Annotated in this window: 17 protein-coding genes; 10 read left to right on the top strand and 7 right to left on the bottom strand. The window is 59.3% G+C overall.

From position 1 onward, the window contains the following. Positions 1-10: 10 nt before the first annotated feature. Positions 11-934, bottom strand: a complete 924-nt coding sequence (locus tag KUA23_RS22160) for a PA3225 family LysR-type transcriptional regulator (protein ID WP_078049688.1) — start codon at positions 932-934, stop codon at positions 11-13. A gap of 49 nt (positions 935-983) precedes the next feature. On the opposite strand from KUA23_RS22160, the gene KUA23_RS22155 reads away from it, so the two are divergent. The 3 genes from KUA23_RS22155 to KUA23_RS22145 all read left to right on the top strand — a co-directional run bounded on the left by KUA23_RS22155 (position 984) and on the right by KUA23_RS22145 (position 3,105). Further along, the gene (locus tag KUA23_RS22155; RefSeq protein WP_078049687.1) at positions 984-1,298 is read left to right on the top strand and encodes a 3-phosphoglycerate kinase; all 315 of its coding nucleotides are present in this window, start codon (positions 984-986) and stop codon (positions 1,296-1,298) included. 138 nt (positions 1,299-1,436) lie between these two features. Then, on the top strand, positions 1,437-2,036 hold the full coding sequence (locus KUA23_RS22150) for an FMN-dependent NADH-azoreductase (RefSeq protein ID WP_078049686.1): 600 nt from the start codon (positions 1,437-1,439) through the stop codon (positions 2,034-2,036). Between the two features lie 202 nt (positions 2,037-2,238). Continuing rightward, positions 2,239-3,105, top strand: a complete 867-nt coding sequence (locus KUA23_RS22145; protein ID WP_078049685.1) for a carboxylate/amino acid/amine transporter — start codon at positions 2,239-2,241, stop codon at positions 3,103-3,105. Positions 3,106-3,228: 123 nt separating this feature from the next. Here the strand turns inward: KUA23_RS22145 and KUA23_RS22140 are convergent, their stop codons facing one another. Next, positions 3,229-4,527: a mechanosensitive ion channel family protein gene (locus KUA23_RS22140; protein WP_100492368.1), complete on the bottom strand. Its 1,299-nt coding sequence runs from the start codon at positions 4,525-4,527 to the stop codon at positions 3,229-3,231. A gap of 193 nt (positions 4,528-4,720) precedes the next feature. On the opposite strand from KUA23_RS22140, the gene KUA23_RS22135 reads away from it, so the two are divergent. Beyond that, a complete protein-coding gene (locus KUA23_RS22135) occupies positions 4,721-6,067 on the top strand; it encodes a DEAD/DEAH box helicase (protein ID WP_016979359.1) in 1,347 nt (448 codons plus the stop codon). A gap of 49 nt (positions 6,068-6,116) precedes the next feature. On the opposite strand, the gene KUA23_RS22130 is transcribed toward KUA23_RS22135, so the two are convergent. After that, positions 6,117-6,392 carry a hypothetical protein gene (locus tag KUA23_RS22130; RefSeq protein ID WP_214498114.1) on the bottom strand — a complete coding sequence of 92 codons (276 nt, stop codon included), beginning with the start codon at positions 6,390-6,392 and terminating at the stop codon, positions 6,117-6,119. Positions 6,393-6,544: 152 nt separating this feature from the next. Between KUA23_RS22130 and KUA23_RS22125 the strand changes: the two genes are divergently transcribed. Then, entirely contained in the window at positions 6,545-6,934 is a 390-nt protein-coding gene (locus KUA23_RS22125; RefSeq protein ID WP_017134854.1) for a hypothetical protein, read from the top strand. A 9-nt stretch (positions 6,935-6,943) separates the two neighbouring features. On the opposite strand, the gene KUA23_RS22120 is transcribed toward KUA23_RS22125, so the two are convergent. The 3 genes from KUA23_RS22120 to KUA23_RS22110 all read right to left on the bottom strand — a co-directional run bounded on the left by KUA23_RS22120 (position 6,944) and on the right by KUA23_RS22110 (position 8,985). Beyond that, positions 6,944-7,810 carry a DUF6279 family lipoprotein gene (locus KUA23_RS22120; protein ID WP_078049681.1) on the bottom strand — a complete coding sequence of 289 codons (867 nt, stop codon included), beginning with the start codon at positions 7,808-7,810 and terminating at the stop codon, positions 6,944-6,946. A 65-nt stretch (positions 7,811-7,875) separates the two neighbouring features. Then, a complete protein-coding gene (locus KUA23_RS22115; RefSeq protein ID WP_078049680.1) occupies positions 7,876-8,598 on the bottom strand; it encodes a TorF family putative porin in 723 nt (240 codons plus the stop codon). A gap of 207 nt (positions 8,599-8,805) precedes the next feature. Beyond that, entirely contained in the window at positions 8,806-8,985 is a 180-nt protein-coding gene (locus KUA23_RS22110) for a hypothetical protein (protein ID WP_003193095.1), read from the bottom strand. Positions 8,986-9,308: 323 nt separating this feature from the next. Here KUA23_RS22110 and KUA23_RS22105 point away from each other — a divergent pair, with 323 nt between their 5' ends. The 3 genes from KUA23_RS22105 to KUA23_RS22095 all read left to right on the top strand — a co-directional run bounded on the left by KUA23_RS22105 (position 9,309) and on the right by KUA23_RS22095 (position 12,247). Next, positions 9,309-10,145: a CvfB family protein gene (locus KUA23_RS22105; protein WP_034099624.1), complete on the top strand. Its 837-nt coding sequence runs from the start codon at positions 9,309-9,311 to the stop codon at positions 10,143-10,145. Between the two features lie 62 nt (positions 10,146-10,207). Further along, positions 10,208-10,606 carry a DUF2177 family protein gene (locus KUA23_RS22100; RefSeq protein ID WP_078049679.1) on the top strand — a complete coding sequence of 133 codons (399 nt, stop codon included), beginning with the start codon at positions 10,208-10,210 and terminating at the stop codon, positions 10,604-10,606. A gap of 198 nt (positions 10,607-10,804) precedes the next feature. Next, positions 10,805-12,247 carry an NCS1 family nucleobase:cation symporter-1 gene (locus KUA23_RS22095; RefSeq protein ID WP_100492370.1) on the top strand — a complete coding sequence of 481 codons (1,443 nt, stop codon included), beginning with the start codon at positions 10,805-10,807 and terminating at the stop codon, positions 12,245-12,247. Here KUA23_RS22095 and KUA23_RS22090 read toward each other — a convergent pair. Continuing rightward, positions 12,159-13,367, bottom strand: a complete 1,209-nt coding sequence (locus KUA23_RS22090) for an MFS transporter (protein ID WP_252992847.1) — start codon at positions 13,365-13,367, stop codon at positions 12,159-12,161. The genes KUA23_RS22095 and KUA23_RS22090 overlap by 89 nt on opposite strands. Before the next feature lie 103 nt (positions 13,368-13,470). On the opposite strand from KUA23_RS22090, the gene ptrR reads away from it, so the two are divergent. Next, a complete protein-coding gene (ptrR, locus tag KUA23_RS22085) occupies positions 13,471-14,364 on the top strand; it encodes a putrescine utilization regulator PtrR (protein ID WP_078049676.1) in 894 nt (297 codons plus the stop codon). A 142-nt stretch (positions 14,365-14,506) separates the two neighbouring features. After that, positions 14,507-14,629: a PA1414 family protein gene (locus tag KUA23_RS22080; protein ID WP_003193089.1), complete on the top strand. Its 123-nt coding sequence runs from the start codon at positions 14,507-14,509 to the stop codon at positions 14,627-14,629. Positions 14,630-14,829 lie beyond the last annotated feature (200 nt).

Genomic DNA, 14,829 nt, shown 5'->3' with positions numbered 1-14,829 from the left:
GAACTCCGTTTCAGGCTTGCTGGGGGGCGGCGAAAGGCGCGTCCAACGGGGCGGTGTCAAAGGTGCGCAGCAGTTCCACGAGGATCTGCGTCGCCGGGCCCAGCGGCTTGTCTTTGTTCGAGTACAGGTAAAACGTAGGGTTGCGGCTTCCGCCTTTTTCCAGCGGGAGCTGTTTGAGCAGGCCCTCCCTGAGTTCGCGTTCGATCAGGTGGCGGGGCAACCAGGCAAAGCCCAGGCCGCTGCTGACGAACGTGGCGGCGGTGGCGAGACTGCCGACAGTCCAGCGCTGCTCGGCGCCGAGCCAGCCCACATCCCGCGGTTGCTGGCGGCCGGAATCGCGAATCACCACCTGCATCTGGCTTTCCAGGTCCTGGAAGCTCAGTTCGCGGTTAAGGCGATGCAGCGCGTGGTCGGGATGGGCCACGGCGACGAATTCCACATCGCTCATTTCCGTACCCAGGTAGCCGGGGATGATGAAGCCGCTGATGGCCAGGTCAGCCATGCCATCGAGTAACAATTCCTCGACGCCGGACAACACCTCTTCACGCAGGCGTACGCGGCAACCGCGACTTTGCGGCATGAACGCGGTAAGCGCCCGCACCAGGCGCGCATTCGGGTAGGCCGCGTCTACCACCAGGCGCACCTCGGCTTCCCAGCCCTGTTCCATATGGTGGGCGAGGTCTTCCAGCTGGCTGGCGTTTTTCACCAGTTGCCGGGAGCGGCGCAACAGCACTTCACCGGCGTCGGTGAGCACTGCCTTGCGCCCATCGATGCGTAACAGCGGCACGCCGAGCTGGTCTTGCATGCGGGCCACGGTGTAGCTCACCGAGGACTGTGAACGGTGCAGCGCTTCAGCCGCCTGGGCGAAGCCGCCATGGTCGACCACGGCTTGCAGCGTGCGCCATTGATCGAGGGTAACGCGGGGCGCTTTCAAGATGGGTTCCTCTTGTCCTAAGCTGACAGTCCTTATTGGAGACTGTCGAATGAGAAAATTCTGTTGTGTGTTGCTGGCGCTGCTGCCGATGAGCGCGTTTGCCTACCCCATCGACGTGACCAAAAAGATCGACGGTGTCAGCATCGATTACACCGCCTCCGACGTGGACGGCGATATCAGTTCGATCCAACTGAATAACTACGGCACCCAGGATGCCGTCTGCTCGGTAACCTTCACCAACGGTCCGGAATCGCCGCGTCGCAGAACGGTCACGGTGCCTGCAGGCAAAAGCACGAACACCACGGTCAAGTTCAACCGCGCGATTATCAAGATGCGGATCGCCCTGGCCTGCACGCCGAAGTAACCGACAGCGGAGCATGCTCCGCTTATAAACAAATTTATAGATCGGTTATAGCAGTTTTTTGCGCTTTTTTATCGAATTGGCTCTGTCTACTCTTCACTCCATCGACTTACAGCAATTACAGATGGAGCCTACATAGCCATGTCCAATGTTCTGATCATCGAAAGCAGTGCCCGCCAGCAGGATTCGATTTCCCGCGAACTGACCCAGCAGTTCATCAGCCAATGGCAGGCCACCCATCCAGCCGATCAGATCACCGTGCGTGACGTCGCCCTCAACCCGGTCCCGCACCTGGACGCCAACTTGCTGGGCGGTTGGATGAAGCCTGCGGATCAGCGCAATGAACAGGAGCAAGTCTCCCTGGATCGCTCCGACGAATTGACCCACGAACTGCTGGCCGCCGACGTACTGGTAATGGCCGCGCCGATGTACAACTTCGCCATCCCAAGCACCCTCAAAGCCTGGCTGGACCACGTGTTGCGGGCCGGTGTGACCTTCAAGTACACCGCCACCGGGCCACAAGGTTTGCTCACCGGTAAGCGCGCTATCGTGCTCACTGCGCGCGGCGGTATCCATACCGGAGCGAGCTCCGATCACCAGGAACCGTACCTGCGTCAGGTCATGGCCTTTATCGGCATTCATGACGTCACTTTCATTCACGCCGAAGGGGTGAACCTGAGCGCAGACTTCCAGGAAAAGGGCATCAACCACGCCAAGGCGTTGCTGGCACAGGTTGCCTGATCCTTTAATCGCCAGATAATCCCGCGATGTTTATCTAGCCCCACGCAAACCCTTCAAGTACGCGTAACAGACCTCCCTTTGCACTTTTGCTCCTGAGTGCTCCTGCCCGACTGACGCTTTAGCGAGGTCGGGTTTTTTTTGCCCCGAGTTTCTTCAACCGCCGAAAACCTTTAATGTCCCGCCCATTCAAAACGAGGCGCGCATGGGCTACTTACTGGTTGTCACCCTGATTCAGGCATTTTCCTTCAGCTTGATCGGCGAATACCTCGCCGGTCACGTCGACAGCTACTTCGCCGTGCTGGTGCGCGTGTTGCTCGCCGGGCTGGTCTTCATTCCGTTGACCCGCTGGCGCTCGGTGGAGCCGGCCTTCATGCGCGGCATGCTGGTGATCGGCGCGTTGCAGTTTGGCGTGACCTACGTGTGCCTGTACTTGAGCTTTCGTGTGCTCACGGTGCCGGAGGTGCTGCTGTTCACCATCCTCACGCCACTGCACGTGACCTTGATCGAAGATGCCCTCAACCGTCGCTTCAACCCCTGGGCGCTGATCGCCGCGCTGGTGGCGGTGGCGGGCGCGGCGGTGATCCGCTTTGACCAGATCACCCCGCACTTCCTTGGGGGCTTCCTGCTGCTGCAACTGGCCAACTTCACCTATGCCGCCGGGCAGGTGATGTACAAGCACCTGGTGGCGCGCTACCCCAGTGACCTGCCGCACTACCGGCGCTTTGGTTACTTCTATGTGGGCGCGTTGTTGGTGGTGTTGCCGGCGTTCCTGCTGTTCGGCAAAGCCAACTACTTGCCCGACGCGCCGCTGCAATGGGGCGTGCTGGTGTTCCTCGGGCTCGTCAGTACGGCGCTGGGCATGTACTGGTGGAACAAGGGCGCCTGCCTGGTCCAGGGCGGCACCCTGGCGGTGATGAACAACCTGCATGTGCCGGTGGGCTTGCTGCTCAACTTGCTGATCTGGAACCAGCATGAACCGCTGGGCCGTTTGGCCTTGGGTGGGTTGGTGATTGTGGGGGCGGTGTGGATCAGTCGATTGGGTGTGCGCAAACAGCCGATCCTGCGCTGAACCATCTGTGGGAGCGGTCTTGCTCGCGAATGCGGTGTATCAGTACCAGATTGACTAGCTGAAACACCGCTTTCGCGAGCAAGCCCGCTCCCACACAAGCCCACTCCCACAGGGGGACTGGTGTCAGGCAGATTTGTTTTCCTGCGTCGGCAAATGACTGGCGCCGAGCAAGGCCGGTAGCATCCCAGCCCTTAAATCATTGCCACTTGGCTGCTGATACAAGCTCAAGCCAAACTCCGGCAATACCGCCAGCAGATAATCAAAAATATCCCCCTGGATCCGCTCGTAATCCGCCCACGCCGTGGTACGGGTAAAGCAGTAGATCTCCAGCGGCACGCCCTGGGCGGTGGTCTGCATCTGGCGCACCATGCAGGTCATGTTTGGCTGGATGTCCGGGTGGCTTTTCAGATAAGCCAGGGCATAGGCGCGGAAGGTGCCAAGGTTGGTCATGCGGCGGCGGTTGGCCGACAACTGTGCGCTGTGGCCCTGGGCTTCATTCCAGGCTTTAAGCTCGGCCTGCTTGCGCCCGATGTAGTCGGTGAGCAGGTGCACCTGGGTCATGCGCAGTTCTTCGTCGTCGCGCAGGAAGCGCACACCGCTGGCGTCGATGTAGAGGCTGCGCTTGATGCGGCGCCCGCCGGAGGCCTGCATGCCGCGCCAGTTCTTGAACGACTCGGACATCAGCCGCCAGGTGGGGATGGAGACAATGGTCTTGTCGAAGTTCTGCACCTTGACCGTGTGCAGCGTGATGTCCACCACGTCACCGTCGGCGCCGACCTGGGGCATTTCGATCCAGTCGCCGACCCGCAACATGTCGTTGCTGGTCAACTGCACGCTGGCGACGAACGACAGCAGGGTGTCCTTGTACACCAACAGGATCACCGCCGACATCGCACCCAGGCCTGACAGCAGCAACAGGGGCGAGCGATCGATCAGGGTGGCGACGATGATGATCGCGCCAAACACGAACAGCACCATCTTCGCCAACTGCACGTAGCCCTTGATCGAGCGGGTGCGGGCATGTTCGGTACGGGCGTAGATGTCGAGCAGGGCGCTGAGCAGGGCGCTCATGGCCAGAACCAGGAACAGAATGGTCAGCGCAAGGGCCACGTTGCCGATGAACAGGATGGCGGTCTTGCTCAGGTCCGGCACCAGGTACAAGCCGAACTGGATCACCAGGGATGGCGTCATCTGCGCCAGGCGATGGAAGACTTTGTTGTGCCGCAGGTCATTGAGCCAGTGCAGCGCCGGTTGCCGGCCGAGCAGTTTGACGGCGTGGAGGATGAGGTAGCGCGCCACGCGCCCGAGCAACAGGGCAACCACCAGCAACACCAGCAAGCCGAGGCTGGCATGCAGCAGCGGGTGTTCATCGAGGGCGCCCCAGAGGTCCTGGGCGTTGAGCCAGAGCTGTTTGATATCCATGGGTGAAACCGATTCTTCTGTGGGACAAGACGGGGCGATTAGAGCATTTAAGTGCATCAAAGTTGACGTCATGGACAAATGTCCTGACAAAAAAGCGGTTCAATAGCACCGTTCGCGTAAAGAAACTCGGTTTGGACGCCCGAAACCGGTACCCTATGCAGCTGATTTTTTGTATTTCTTCGAGGTAGCACCCGTGTTTTCCCAATTCGCCCTGCACGAACGCCTGCTCAAAGCCGTGGCCGAGCTTAAATTTGTCGAGCCTACGCCTGTGCAAGCAGCGGCCATCCCGCTCGCGCTCGAAGGGCGTGACCTGCGGGTGACGGCTCAAACCGGTAGCGGCAAGACCGCTGCTTTCGTCCTGCCTGTGCTGAACCGCCTGATCGGCCCGGCCAAGGTTCGCGTCAGCATCAAGACCCTGATCCTGCTGCCGACCCGCGAGCTGGCCCAGCAGACCCTGAAGGAAGTCGAGCGCTTCTCGCAGTTCACCTTCATCAAGTCCGGCATCATCACCGGCGGTGAAGACTTCAAGGTCCAGGCCGCCATGCTGCGCAAGGTCCCGGACATCCTGATCGGCACGCCGGGTCGCATGATCGAGCAACTCAACGCTGGCAACCTCGACCTCAAGGAAGTCGAAGTGCTGGTGCTGGACGAAGCCGACCGCATGCTCGACATGGGCTTTGCCGACGACGTGCAGCGCCTGGTCGGCGAATGCGTCAATCGCCAGCAGACCATGCTGTTCTCCGCCACCACCGGTGGTTCGACCCTGCGCGACATGGTCGCCAAGGTGCTGAACAACCCTGAGCACCTGCAGGTCAACAATGTCAGCGACCTGAACGCAACCACGCGCCAGCAGATCGTCACCGCTGACCACAATGTGCACAAAGAGCAGATCCTCAACTGGCTGCTGGCCAACGAGACCTATCAGAAGGCCATCGTGTTCACCAACACCCGCGCCGCCGCTGATCGCATCTACGGCCGTCTGGTAGCCCAGGAATACAAGGCGTTCGTGCTGCACGGCGAGAAAGACCAGAAGGACCGCAAGCTGGCCATCGACCGCCTCAAGGCGGGCGGTGTGAAGATCCTCGTTGCCACCGACGTTGCCGCGCGCGGCCTGGACGTGGACGGCCTGGACCTGGTGATCAACTTCGACATGCCCCGCAGCGGTGACGAATACGTGCACCGTATCGGTCGTACCGGGCGTGCCGGCAACGATGGCCTGGCTATCTCGCTGATCTGCCACGGTGACTGGAACCTGATGTCGAGCATCGAGCGCTACCTCAAGCAGTCGTTCGAGCGTCGCACTATCAAGGAAGTCAAAGGCACCTACACCGGGCCGAAGAAGGTCAAGGCGTCGGGCAAAGCCGTTGGCGTGAAGAAGAAAAAGACTGACGCCAAGGGCGACAAGAAGAAGACCGGTGCCAAGTCGCCGACCAAGCGCAAGATCGCCAACCGCCCGAAGACTGACAACCTGTCGCTCGTCAGCAAGGATGGCATGGCACCACTCAAGCGCCGCAAGCCAGAAGCACCTGCTGCGGAATAAGGCTCGGGTGATGTAAAAAAACCGGACGATTGTCCGGTTTTTTTTGCCATCAGTTTTGAGTTTTGGCCGCGGCTTCCTTGAGTTCCTTGAGGCGGGCGTCGATGAGCTGACATTTGTCGGGGAACTCAGCGCTTTCCGTATCCAGGTCCATCTTCTGGAGCTCGTTGTTCATCTCCTTGGCCTTGTTCGGGTTCTGTTCAGTCAACTTGGCCACTTCCTGGGCCAATTGCTCGCGCTTGGTTGTGGCCTCGTCGGGTGTGCAGGCCCAGGCGGGCAGCGCGCTCAACAACGCGGCGGCGATGGCCAGGTTCATCAGGGTTTTCATGGTAGACCTCCTTGGCGGTTATGTGCTGTTGAGGCCGCGAACGTCTGGAAAGTTCAGAGAAATGACGTCTGTCTATTAGGCTGAACGGCTACTGACGCGGCCTGTCACAACCTTGACGGGCTACTTTCCACCAGCCTGCAGGAGGAATCAGGATGACGACTTACAACTGGGATCTGATCGAACGTCTGCTGCATGAAGTGCAGAACGGCGAGGGCAGCTTCGCCCCGCGCAAATACGCCGAGCAGGAAGCGGCCGAGAAGGCCACGGCGGGCGAGTCCACCGGCAACCTGGACGCACTCAAGAAGACGGCGGCAGATTATGAAGCGCTGTTGTTCAAGCGTGGTTTTATTGAATCGCGCCCCGAGGAAGAGGGCGGTAATGGCGAGAATTTCATCCTGACGGCGCTGGGTGCGCAGTTGCTGGCGCTGATCGACAGCTCGATTCCGGGCAATGATCACCCGCGCCAGGTGCTCGATGAGCAGGCGGATGCGCTGGATCCGGCGACCTTTGCCGAGGTGGCTTCCAAGGCTCAGATTGCCTGATCCATTGCGTTACAGTGCGGCGGCCTTGAGGCATTTAAGTGCCTTGAAGTCGCTGCGTACACCGTCGATTTTCTGCGTCAGTTTCAGGCGCTGTTGCACGGTACTTTCCGCCATAAGGTCCACGATCAGGCTGCGCGCTGCGGCTTCTGTCTGTGCATAGGCGAGGCGGTACTCAGGCGTCCATAGACTTTCCCGGTCTACCAGCAATTGCTGCATTTTCTGCGGGAAGTCGGCGCTCTTGCGTTGTTTTACGGCGTCGATAAATTGCGCCTGCCAATGGGCGCGGTTGCCGATCCATTGCTGGTTTTGCTCACCCAGGCTGATGGACCAGGCCGTCACGCGGTTTTTCTGGCTGTCGCTCAGTGGACCCATCCATGCATCCAGGCGCTTATTCATGCGCTCGGCGCGTTCCTGTATCTGCTTGGCCAGTGGTGGCTTGAGGTAGTCGTCCTGGCGTTTGCGCAGGTCCTTGGCCAGGGCTTCATTCATTTCCTTGACCTGCTGATCGTCGAGCCCCTGCAACAATTCGATGGCCGACGGCGTAATTTCGCGGGCGACTTCGGCGATGGCCGTTTTGGCTTCGGCGGTGCGGGTCTGCAAGGCGGCGTCGGTGACCTGATTGTCGTCGACCATCTGTTGCAGTCGGTCCAGCCAATCCAGGTAGCCCGGCAATTGCGTGGTGCAGTGCCAGGCCAGGTGCTCCTTGAGTTTATCGTTGAACCAGCTCTTCTGCCCGGCGTTCATGTCCAGGTAGTCATTGAGGGTCCAGGGAATGATCACGTCCAGGTTGCGATAGGCCAGGCCTACGCGATTACAGCCAGCGAGCACCAGGCTCAGGGTCAGTAATACCACCAGTAGTTTGAGCCGACGCAGCATGGGCGGGTCCTTCACAATGTGGGTTATTGCATGTGAACCTGTGCCGGGTGCGACAGTTCAGCCCATTAATAAAACGACCGCACCGCCTTCAGCGTCAACAGGCCATCGCATTGCGAATTGTGTCCGGAATAGGCTGAGCAATCCCCGCCGCTGAGGCTCGAGTCGCTGTAGATAAGATCCAGGTCAACGCCCTTCCACTCTCGGGAGAATTGCACCGACCAGTCGCTGAAGGTGCGAATGGAGCCGCCTTCCACCGAGACCGGGGTGCCCAGCTGATGAGTGGTGTATTTCATGCTGACACCGATGCCAAAAGGCTGAGTGCCGCCCAGGTCGGCAAACAGGGTGCTGTCCTGGCGATCCGGGTCATTGCTGAAGGACGCACCGAAGCGATTGCCCAACAGGTTCAAGCCGCCGTAGAACTCCTGGCTGTCCAGTGGGCTGAGCTTGGGGTAGCTGTAGTGGATCAGGCCCACTTCGTAGCCCAGGGTCTGGTCGAAGGGATGTTTGAAACCCATGTAGGAGTCGACTTCGAGATTGCTGGACGAGGACAAGCCCATGTTCGGTGAGAATTGGCCGAAGTACAGGCCGCTGTCGTGGCTCAAGTCCAGACCCCCGTGGAACGAGTCGCTGCCGGGAGAGGTTGGCTTGACCAGACCCTGGGCCATGCTGCGACTGGGGGTCGTGCCCAATTTCAGGTCGAAGTCGCCCAATTCGCGCTGGAAAATCTGCGCTTCTGCGAGTGGGCTGGCCACCAGGGCACCGACCAGGAACATGCAGGATTTGAACATGCTTCACTCCATGAAAAGCGAGGAGCAGTGACGGGGAAAATCGGGCAGATGCCCGTGCTAGACGTGTGCAAGCATACCGGCGAATGCCAGGAGATGAGGTCCGTTCGTCGATTAGCGTGGTTGTGGGATGGCTGGCGAGGGTATTTCGGGCTCTAGTCCTAGCGCCTTGAAGGCAAGACGCTTAGGGACCAGGGGTGTTGCGCAGTATTACTTTTTACCCAGGCTGATCTGCTTGGACGGGCCGAATGTCTGGCCACTGACGCCCTTGGCAATTTGCTGGATTTCGCCGCCGGACTTGAGGAATGCCGCAATCTGGCTGTTGATCGACTCGCTGGTTTCAACGGCGGGAGCTGGCTTTGCTTTGCTGTTGGATGCTTTTACGCGCATGGCGGCCACTAACCTGTAGAAAATTAACTTGGCCAGGCATCGTACAGGAAATACTTGACAATTGCTTGGTAAATATCCCCCGGTAATAAGTTGCGGGGTCGAAAATAGCCAAAGTTTATTTTTGAAATAAGCCTCTAACTTGCTGTTTTAACTCGAAACGACAGGCAGGGAGGGCGGTTGGCAGCGCCGGAAAATTCAGCCCAGTGATCGGACGAGCGGGGCAGTGCCATTGGAAAGCCACGCCAGGCCGCGATTTTTCAGGCGCGCGCGCGTGGCAGGCGCAACTCGGGTAGAATGCCGCCCACGTAATGAGGGTATTGAACATGGCTTTAGTCGGGCGCTACAACAGCTTGCAAGTGGTTAAACACACTAACTTTGGTTTGTACCTGGACGGTGCGCAAGACGGTGAAATCCTCTTGCCTAATCGGTATATCCCCAAGGATATTCCCAGTGAAGATGAAGACTGGCTTAACGTTTTCATTTATCTGGACAGCGATGACAAACTTATCGCCACCACTGAGAAGCCCAAAGTTCAAGTGGGTGAATTCGCCAGTTTGAAAGTGGTGGAAGTCAACAGTATTGGCGTGTTTCTCGACTGGGGTTTGCCCAAGGACTTGCTGCTGCCGTATTCGGAAGAAAAACGCCAGTTGAGCGCCGGTGAATACTGTGTGGTGCACGTCTACCTCGACAAGCACACCAAGCGCATCACCGCCACCGCACGCCTGGATCGCTACCTGGACAAGACCCCCGCCAACTACCAGGTGGGCCAGGAAGTCGACCTGTTGGTGGCCGAAGCCACTGACATGGGCTTCAAGGCGATCATCAACAACAAGCACTGGGGCCTGATCCACAAGAACGAAGTGTTCAAGTTCCTGCGCCCGGGAAAGGAAGAAAAAGGCTTTATCAAAGAGATCCGTGCCGACGGCAACATCAGCCTGAGCCTGCAACCGGTTGGGCAGGAAGCAGCCTCCAGCCTGAACTCGAAGATCCTCGCCAAGTTGCGCGAAAACAACGGCACCTTGCCGGTCAGCGATAAAAGCGATCCGGCGGTGATCAGTAACTTGTTCGGCGTGAGCAAGGGCAACTTCAAGAAAGCCATCGGTGCGCTGTATAAGCAAGGCCAGATCGTGATTCATGCGGATCGCATTGAACTAAGCTGAGTGCGATTTGCTCTTTTGTAGGAGCTAGGCGTCCCCCTCGCTCCTATAAAAGGGCTGCACCCATGTCGAAAAAATCCTTGTTCGCCTTCCTCGGTACCTTGCTCGCGTTTCTGCTCCTCGACGGCCTCTGGCTCGGCGTCTTGATGGGCCCCACCTATAAATCGCTGCTCGGCCCGTTGATGCTCGATCAACCACGGCTGTTGCCGGCGGTGTTGTTCTATCTCCTCTATGTCATCGGTTGTGTGGTGTTCGTGGTATTGCCCAGCGCCAGCTGGCAGCGTGCGGCCCGAATGGGTGCGTTGCTCGGCCTGGTCGCCTACGGCACGTACGACCTGAGCAACTGGGCCACGCTGCAAGGCTGGTCGGCCCAGCTTGCGGTCATGGACATGGCCTGGGGCACGTTCCTGACCGCCGCGTGCTGCACGGTGGGTTACCTGTGTGCACAACGAGTGCACCGCTGATTGTGTACAGGATGTACATGCACCGTTGCTGAGCGTAGCCCCACCTTATAAACCTGTATCCAACCCTTTGGAGCGGCGTGCCAGAGCGATTGCGCTCAATTGGCACGCATTCTGCTGACTATCTCGTATACAAACCATGCCGCCTCCCGTATGCACCCTGCAACGGTAGCGCAGGCCGGTATTTCGAGGAGCCCAGCGATGTCAGAACAATTGCCCAAAGGCTACAGCCCGCGCCTGTATAACCAGGACCTGGGTCCACTGCCGCAAAAGTGGAACTGGTACAACATCTTTGCTTTCTGGATGAGTGATGTTCACAGCGTTGGCGGCTATGTGTTTGCTGCCAGCCTGTTTGCCCTCGGGCTGGCCAGCTGGCAGGTGTTGATCGCCTTGCTCGTGGGTATCTGCATCGTGCAGTTGATCGCCAACCTGGTGGCCAAGCCCAGCCAGCAGGCAGCGGTGCCTTATCCTGTGATTTGCCGGCTGGCGTTTGGGGTGTTCGGTGCGAATATTCCGGCGGTGATTCGCGGTTTGATCGCCGTGGCCTGGTACGGGATTCAAACGTACTTGGCCTCGAGTGCGTTGATCATCGTGGTGCTGCGTTTCTTCCCACAGATGGCGGTGTATGCAGAGCCACATTTTGCAGGCCTGTCCTACCTTGGCTGGTTGGGTTTCCTCAGCCTGTGGGTGCTGCAAGCGGCGGTGTTCTGGGCGGGCATGGAGTCCATCCGCCGTTTTATCGATTGGGCGGGACCGGTGGTGTATGCGGTGATGTTTGCCCTGGCGGGCTGGATCGTGTGGAAGGCCGGTTGGTCAAACATCAGCTTCACCCTGGCGGAGAAGTCGCTGTCGGGCTGGCAAGCATTTGGCCAGGTAATTGTGGCCACGGCGTTGGTGGTGTCGTATTTCTCCGGACCGACCCTGAATTTCGGCGACTTCAGCCGCTACTGCCGCAGCATGCAGGATGTGCGACGCGGTAATTTCTGGGGGCTGCCGGTGAATTTCCTGGCGTTTTCCCTGGTGACGGTGGTGATTGTCTCGGGCACCTTGCCGGTGTTCGGTGAAATGCTGCATGACCCGATCGCGACGGTTTCGCGCATCGATAACAGCATGGCCGTATTGCTGGGCGCGTTTGCCTTTGTCACCGCAACCATCGGCATCAATATTGTCGCCAACTTCGTTTCGCCGGCGTTTGACTTCGCTAACGTTGCCCCGAGCAAAATCAGCTGGCGCGCGGGCGGGATGATCGCTGCCGTGGCGTCGGTCTTCATCACCCCGTGGAACCTGTTCAACAACCCGCTGATGATTCACTACACCCTGGATATCCTCGCAGCTTTCATCGGGCCGCTGTTCGGGATCCTACTGGTGGATTTCTACTTGATCAAAAAACAGAAGATTGATGTGGATGCACTGTTTGACGACAGCCCCAGCGGGCGTTACTACTTCGACGGCGGCGTGAACTGGACGGCGGTCAAGGCCCTGGTGCCCGCGACGCTGGTGGGCGTCGCGATCACCTTCACCCCGGCGCTGCAGGGCATGGCCAACTTCGCCTGGTTTACCGGGTGCTTCCTGGGTGGGCTGTTTTTCCTGGTGCTGGCACGGCGTGAACAGGTGCGTGTGCCTGCGCCGATGGTTGCCGGCTGACCAACACCGAGCCTGCCACCAATAAGCCCGCGCCGGCGACGACCAGCGCGGGTTGCAGGCCGCCGCTCAGGTGGCTGCTGACCGACGCCAGCAACGGGCCACTTAACTGGCCGATGGCGAAGCTGGCGGTCAGTAGCCCGGTGCTGCGTTGGTAGCCATGGGGGGCGACGTCCCGCAGGCGTGCCATCACCAACTGCATGCACGCCAGGAACGGCCCGCCACACAGCAATACCCCGAGTGCCAAGCCCCAACCATTGCCCAGCAGGCAGGCAAACACCCCGGCTGCTTGCAGCCACAGGGTGGTCATCAGCCACCGGCGAGTGGTGTCTGGATCCTTGCGACGCAGGGTTGCCACCACCACACCTATTGCCGCTGCCAGGCCAAAACACGGCCAGAACAGGTCGGCCTGCCAGGCGCCCTTGAATTGCGCGCTGGCCATCTGCGACAGGAACGTTGCCGGGATGATATAGCCAAGGCCGTACAACACGTAGATCCAGCACAAATGCGCAATGCTGCCATTGCTGCCCGCGTCGGAGTGGCCAGCTACGGGGCTCGCGGCGGCAGACGGCTTGGGCAGGAACGGCAGAGTCGCCAGCAACATCACCAGCGCCACCACGCCGTACACCAACCACAAGGTGGCCGAGTTTTGCCCCAGCAGGTTGGCGCCGAGCGCCAATAACCCGGTCAGCAGAATCCCCAGTCCGGGCCCGGCGAATACCAGTGCGCCCAGGCGCGGGCGCCCGGCGGCAATCGCCAATGGTTGGCTCAGGCTGGTAATCATCACCAGGGCCCAGGCACTCGCGACCCCGGTGCCGAAGCGCAACAACAGATGCGGCCAGAACCCATGGGCCCAGTACGACGCGAGGGTCAGCAGCACACACAGCCACAACCCGCCATACAAGCGTCCACGCACGTGGTGATGACTGCGCGCAAAGATCGAATCCACCGCCCCGACGAAGTAGCCCAGGTAATTGGCGGCGGCAATCAGGCCGGCGCCGGTCAGATCGATCTGCCCTTCACTGAGCAGATGGGGCATTTGTGGGGTAAGGGCGAAGCGGCCAATGCCCATCGCCATCATCAAGGCGACAAAGCTGGCAAGTAAGCGAATCAACGGGGACATGGTCTGGTTTCCTGCGGGTAAACGAATACCTTCAGGCTAAAGCCGATTGACTTTCTGTAAAATTGAATAATAGTGAGTAACTTGTTCTGTTTTGGAGAAAGGTATGGAGTTCAGTCAATTGCGCATCTTCCAAGCCGTGGCGGAAGAGGGCTCCATCACGCGAGCGGCTGACCGTTTGCACCGGGTGCCGTCCAACCTGTCAACGCGCCTCAAGCAAATGGAGGAACAACTCGGTGTCGAGTTGTTCGTGCGCGAGCGCCAGCGTTTGCAGCTTTCTCCTGCGGGCAAAGTGTTGTTGGACTACAGCACCCGTCTGCTGGCGCTGCACGACGAAGCCCACGGTGCCGTGCAAGGCGGGCAGCCGGCGGGTGATTTTGTTCTGGGCAGCATGTACAGCACGGCAGCGGTGCATTTGCCGAAGCTGCTGGCGCGTTATCACAAGGCTTACCCGATGGTGAACCTTCAGGTGCAATCGGCGCCCAGCGGCGAGTTGCTCGAAGGTTTGATTACCGGTCGCCTGGATGCTGCCTTTGTGGACGGCCCCATCACCATCGCCTCCCTGGACGGGGTGGCCCTGTGCGAGGAACGCCTGGTGCTGATCTGCGAAGCCGATCACCCGCCGGTGCGCGGGCCGCAGGATGTGGCGGGCCGCTCAGTGTTTACCTTTCGCCGCAGTTGCGCCTACCGCACGCGCCTGGAAACCTGGTTTTCCCACGAGCGGGTGGCCATGGGGCGGGCAATTGAGATCGAATCCTACCAAGGCATGCTCGCGTGTGTGATCGCCGGATCCGGGGTGGCGTTGATGTCCGAATCCATGCTCGCCAGCCTGCCAGGCAAGGACAGCGTGTCCGTTCATCCGCTGACAGGGCCTTTTGCCACTGCGACGACCTGGCTGATGTGGCGAAAGGGTATGCTCGGCGCTAACCTCAACGCATGGATCGACCTGCAGCAAGAGGGCAAGGCCGAGGTCCTGCAAGACACACGTGCGATTGCTTGAACGATCCGTCAGGATTTGGATCAATTCAGTAATAGTTCGTTGTGGTTTCGTTCAAGCAATGCGTAGGACTTAGGGCTACTATCAGTGTAGGAAAGGGCGACAGATCTTGCGCCTACCAGCATTACCCTCAAAGGGGGCAACCATGAAAGAGAAAATTCAAAACTGGCTCCATGATCTGGGTGTTGCATTGGGCTTGATCGAGCCTCCACTGCAGCCTGTGCCGATTCGCACAGATGACGAGCAGCGTCGTCCACGTCGCAGGTAAGCCCTGAAGCGCTCACGCGATCCCGTCGCGCGGGCGCTGCACCATGGGTCATTCAACAGGGCGTGTTCTATTCCCTGTTATTAGAGTGCAGCCGTCGTTCATTCGTAGTGCCCGCAATCACCTGTCATTGCGCGTCTCATCGTCAGAGACTTCTTCTTATTCCGTCGTCCGTGCCTTTTTCCCGCTCGTCCTTCTATATT

The organism is Pseudomonas pergaminensis (assembly GCF_024112395.2).
GTDB classification, from domain to species: Bacteria; Pseudomonadota; Gammaproteobacteria; order Pseudomonadales; family Pseudomonadaceae; genus Aquipseudomonas; species Aquipseudomonas pergaminensis.
This window is presented reverse-complemented; position numbering and strand designations above follow the sequence as displayed.